General features: G+C 57.4%; 4 protein-coding genes. All 4 read left to right on the top strand.

The window, feature by feature from the left end; translation table 11 throughout:
• A partial coding sequence (locus B2W52_RS04995; RefSeq protein WP_286801715.1) for a DUF5666 domain-containing protein occupies positions 1 to 1,289 on the top strand: 1,289 nt, incomplete at its 5' end.
• Between the two features lie 82 nt (positions 1,290 to 1,371).
• A complete protein-coding gene (locus B2W52_RS04990) occupies positions 1,372 to 2,223 on the top strand; it encodes a DUF6502 family protein (protein ID WP_008175272.1) in 852 nt (283 codons plus the stop codon).
• Between the two features lie 76 nt (positions 2,224 to 2,299).
• Complete coding sequence (locus B2W52_RS04985; RefSeq protein ID WP_273018217.1) at positions 2,300 to 3,814, top strand: DUF5666 domain-containing protein; 1,515 nt, start codon at positions 2,300 to 2,302, stop codon at positions 3,812 to 3,814.
• Between the two features lie 127 nt (positions 3,815 to 3,941).
• A partial coding sequence (locus B2W52_RS04980) for a methyl-accepting chemotaxis protein (RefSeq protein ID WP_286801711.1) occupies positions 3,942 to 5,431 on the top strand: 1,490 nt, incomplete at its 3' end.

Below are 5,431 nucleotides of genomic sequence, written 5' to 3'. Positions count from 1 at the left end.
CCCGCTTTGAGACCAACGGCAGCGTTAGCAGCGACGATGGCCTGGAACGCGAGGATCAGCTCGAAAAGGGCATGATCCTCAAAGTTGAGGGCGATTGGGATGACAGTGGTCAGGGGCGGGCGGACAAAGTCAGTTATGACGATACCCTGCGCGGGCCGATTTCCGGCATGAGTTGGGATGAGGTTACCCGCACCGGCACTCTGACCATGCTTGGCCAGAGCATTGCCCTGGATGGCAAAACCGTTTTCCGCGGCGCAACACCAACGGCCCTTGCCGACAATCCCCAGGGCTATCGTGTAAGGGTCAGCGCCTGGCGCCTTGAGGATGGCAGCTTCCGGGCAAGCTTTGTGGGTGCCCGGGCCATTGGCCTGGAATTCGATGACAACAACGAAGTAGAAATTGAAGGCGTTGTTGCCGATCTGGACACAAGCGCCCAGACCTTCACCATCAACGGTTTCCTGGTTGATTACACCAGCGCTGTCGGCGATGACGGCTTCTCCCTGGACGATCTGGCAAACGGAATCGTGGTGGAAGTGGAAGGCTACCTGGACGGCAACACCATCATGGCCGAGGAGATCGATGATGAGGACGACCTCTTCGACGATGATGACGATGTCGAAATCTCCGGAAGCATTTATGACTATGACGCTGCTAGCGGACAGTTCTCGGTGAATGGGGTGCGCGTCCAGATTGATGGTGGCACCGAGTTCGACGATCTCCGCGAAAGCAGCCTTGCCGATGGCCTGTTTGTGAAAGTGGAAGGGGATTTCCGCAATGGCGTCCTGGTGGCTGAAGAAATCGAAGGCCGGGATTCCGATGCCGAGCTGGATGGTCGCATCGAGTCTCTTGATCTGACCAATGAAACCATGGTCGTCTGTGGCGTTCGGGTCCAGCTGACCGGCAATACCCTGATTGATGACGACGACGATGACGAAGATGACCGTCGCAGTCGCGTTCAGGATATCCAGAGCCTGCAGGTGGGAGACTATCTCGAAATTGAAGGTCGCCAGCAGAGCAGTGACGGCGGATTCCTCGAGGCCATCAGCATTGAACGCGAGGATGACGACGACGATGATGACTTTGAGCTCGAGGCACGGGTGAGTGCCATCGGAGCCGATTCCATCACCATCATGAATCTTGAGGTGCTTCGCAATGGCTACAGCCTGTCCGGCGTACAGGTTGGTGATGAAGTGGAAATCGGGTACCGCCAGACCAGTGGTGGCCTGTATGAGCTGACCGAGAACGTCGAGGTCGACGACAGCAATGACGACAGTGACAGCGATGATTGATCAGTAAACCGCCGGAGCGGGCCGGGGTGTTGTCGGCCCGCATTCTGGCTTTCGAAGTCGCTATGGGAATACAATCCCAAACATGAAAAAGCCCAACCCCCTGCATCAAGCGCTGTTTCGCATTCTGCGCCCTCTGGCGAGGTTGCTGTTGCGCAATGGTATTCCTTTCGGTGAGTTCTCCGAGCTGGTTAAACGTGCCTACGTGGAAGCCGCCCTGGAGGACTTCACCGACGACCGGAGAAAGCCCACGGACTCACGGGCTGCGGTCATGACCGGGCTGACCCGAAAGGAAGTCAAACGCCAGCGGGAGATCCTGGCAGGGGAAGATACTGGAAGCCGTGATGTGCTTCATACCAACCGGGCGTCCCGGGTGGTATCGGGCTGGGTCCACGATGCGGTGTTTCAGGCCAAGGACGGAGAGCCTGCAATGCTGGCTTTCGACGGGCCTGCAAGCTTCAGCGAGCTGGTCAAACGCTACAGCGGCGACATGCCGCCCCGTTCCGTGCTGGATGAACTGCTTCGGGTGGGGGTGGTTTCCGTGGAGGGGGAATCTGGCCGCCTGGTCCTGCAGCAAAGGGCCTTTGTCCCGGCAGGAGACAGCGAGGAAATGCTGCAGATTTTCGGTGAAGACGTATCGGATCTCATCGCAACCATTGATCACAATCTGGTCAGTGACGAGTCCGGGCAGCCACCTCTGTTCCAGAGAACCCTGACCTACAACAATATCCCTCCGGAAGTGATGGAGCGCTGGCGCAGGCATGCAGCCGAACGTTCCCAGTCTCTTCTGGAAGAACTGGACAAGTGGCTTGGTCCCCATGATCGGGATATATCCGGTCAAGAGCCTGAAAGTGTATCCGGTGAGCCCGTCCGAACCGGCGTGAGCATCTTCTTCTTTGAAGAGCCCGCCGGAAAAGGCGGCCGGGGTGGGGAATAAAAAAGTTTCCGCAGGCGCTTTAAACAAGCGATATGACAGATGCCGGCCAGGAACGCCGGTTACGGAGATAAAGGTTATGAAACGGCACTTCTGCAATCGTGTTATTGGGCTGGCAGCCGGCACAGTGGTCTTCGGGGCGATCTCCGCCTGCGGTGGCGCTGGCGGAGGCCTTGATGTTGCCGATGGTGGTATCCGGGGCACCGGGTCCAGCGTTGGTCCGGTTTCCGGATTCGGAAGTGTTTTTGTTAATGGCGTTGAATTCAGCACCGATGACATTCCGAATCGGGAAGTGGAAAGCAATGACGGCATCACTGCTGAAGGCCTTCTGAGTGAAGGAATGATTCTCAGGGTTGAAGGCGAGTGGTTTGATGATGGCGAAGGCACGGCCGAGAAGCTCAGTTACGACGATACATTGCGGGGTCCGGTAGACCTAGTGACCGCCGATCCAAGTGGTGCCGGTGAATTCGTGACCCTTTCAGTGATGGGGCAATCCGTGCGGGTTGATCGCCAGACGGTGGTTCGCGGCACAACTTACGCCACACTGCTTGGCGAACCCTCTATCACAGATCATGTCCGTGTCAGCGCCTGGCGTCAGGCCGATGGCTCCTATCGGGCCGGCTACATCGCGGTCATCAATCCGGATCTGACTAGTATCGAGTTGGAAGGCACATTGTCAGCGGTGGATATATCCCAGAATCAATTCACGATTGGCACGATCACCGTTGAATATGATGAGAACAGCGTCAGTTTCGGATCAGACCTGACCGAGGCGAACCTGATCAACGGCGCTGTCCTGGAGGTAGAGGGAACCCTGTCAGGAAGCGTGTTGACTGCCGCTACCATTGACCGGGACGACGCCCGACGCTTCAGTCGCAGCAGTGCTGACGATATCGAGTTCACCGCGATAATTGATGCGCCCTATACCGCTTCCGGTATCAGCTCACGCCCGGGAGAGTTTACGATGGGAGGTCTGACCGTTCGGGTGACAGATGCAACCGAACTGGATGACAGCATTACTCTCGACGAGCTTACCGAAGGGCTCCTGATACAGGTGGAAGGGCAGTTCGTCTCGGATACGGTTGTTGAAGCGGAGGAAATTGAACTCCGGGACGGCAATGCGAAAGTGAAGGGAGTAGTTTCTTCCTCTGCTGACAACTCTTTCCTAGTCGGCGGTGTTGAAGTTCGGATTTCGTCGACGACTGCCTTCACTGTCGAAGACGGCTCTGGTATCTCATTCCAGACCCTCCCCATTGGTTCGACCACAGTGGAGGTCGAGGGCATTGAGAAAGAGCAGGGTGCAGATGTATTTATCGAAGCTTTGAAGGTGGAGGTTGATGACGAAATTGCAGATTTCGATGATCGAGATCTTTACGAGCTTGAAGGAAAGCTTACGAGCATCACTCCGAGCACCATCACGGTTCTCGGTGTATCGATCGATGCCGGACCAGCGGTTTACGACAGTAATACTCAAAGTGAAATTATTGATCGTTTTGATGATGGCGAGCTTTTGATTCTCGAAGTTGAATATTCGAGGAACGGGAACAACTTCATCGCCGACGAAATCGATCTGGAAGAAAGCGATGACGATTAACTACAAAACCCGTACATAAATGCGGCCCACTCCGGCCCGGGTTTTGCTATACATACGGACACGCCAGGCAGGGACGCTGTTGCCGACTGTGCAGGATGCATGAAGCACACATGCTAGCGGAGTCCGTATGTCACTCAGTTTTATCAGGCGGCTGATCTCAAGCCGCCTTCTCCGACCGGTTTTTGTTGTTCTGGTCGTCGCCGGTCTGGTTCAGGTCCTGGTCAGCCAGTGGCTGATTTCCAGCCAGGTAGAGCGCCTGGTAGACACCGCAGGGTCCGCCCTTGAGGCCAGCAGCCAGCAGGTCAGTGCCTCCTTCGGTGATACCCGTGAGGATGTCCGATCCCGCTTGGAGACCATGCGGCAGAAGACCACCGAGGAACTCTCCGCCGAACTCACCCGCCAGCAGACGGCGCAGCAGGAACGCGTTGCCGGCAACGTTCGCACCGCTGTAATGGCGGAAGCCCAGGGTCTGGCTGACGTCCTCGCCGCTGTTGCGGCCCCGCTGATCTGGGATCGGGATGTCCCGCGCCTCACCGATCTTGTCGAACTGGCCGACGCCCGTGAATCGGTTCTGTTTGCCGTGTATTACGACCAGTACGGTGAACGCCTGACCCGTTATGTGGACCGCACCGATGACCGGGTGCGCACCTTAATGGAGCAGGGGGAAGGTCGTGGTGCGGCAAATCGGGTCCTGGATGCGGCAAGTCGCGACCCCAACGTGGTCATCATTACTGCCGATATCGCTCCCCAGGGTTCCGCCATTGGTCAGCTGAAGCTGGGACTGTCGCTCGAAGGCATCAATCAGGACCTGGCGGCTCTGGAGCAGGAATTCAGCACTACCATCACCGGCAGCATCGACGCGCTGCATGACACCCTCGAATCAGAAACCGAGCAGGTTAACCAGCGCCTTCAGCAGCAGTTGGCGAGTATGGACGCTGACACTCGCTCCAGAATCCAGAACACTGTGGAGGCGTTGAATACCGAAGCCTCGAGCCTCTCCGCCAATTTGAGCATGTTGGCAATCGGTTCCGTGGTGGTTCTGATCCTGCTGGTCGCCCTGGTGCTCGGTGGAGGCTTGCTGCCCAGAGTTTTCCGTTTGAGCTCGGCGATCTGGGGTATCGCCGATGGCGAGGCCGATCTTACCCGCCGGGTGTCCATGAAAGGCAAGGATGAGCTTACTGAGATGGCCGAGGGCGTGAACCGGTTCATTGCCCGTATCCAGGAGCTGGTCTCCGACGTGAAAGAGTCTGCCGAATCGGCCGCCGGCCAGGCCCAGGCTCAGGGTGACATCAGCCGCAGTGCGGTGGCGGCCGTGAACCGTCAGGAACAGGAAGTGGCGGAGGTGTCCGGCACCATGGATGCCATGTCTCGTAGTATTTCCGAGGTGGCTGAAAACATTCAGGATATCGCAGGCTCGGTCAGCAACGTCAGTTCCGAGAGTGAGGCCACCGCGGGGATTTCCCGGGAAGTTCGGAACCGGTTGGATCAGGTAGTCCGTAATGTTGAACAGGCGGTGGAAGCGGTCAATCAGCTGGACCACCAGAGCAAGGAAATCGGATCGGTGCTGTCGGTGATCGGCGCCATCGCAGAGCAGACCAACCTGCTGGCTCTCAATGC

It is taken from the genome of Marinobacter sp. UBA2498, assembly GCF_002341575.1.
GTDB classification, from domain to species: domain Bacteria; phylum Pseudomonadota; class Gammaproteobacteria; order Pseudomonadales; family Oleiphilaceae; genus Marinobacter; species Marinobacter manganoxydans.
This window is presented reverse-complemented; position numbering and strand designations above follow the sequence as displayed.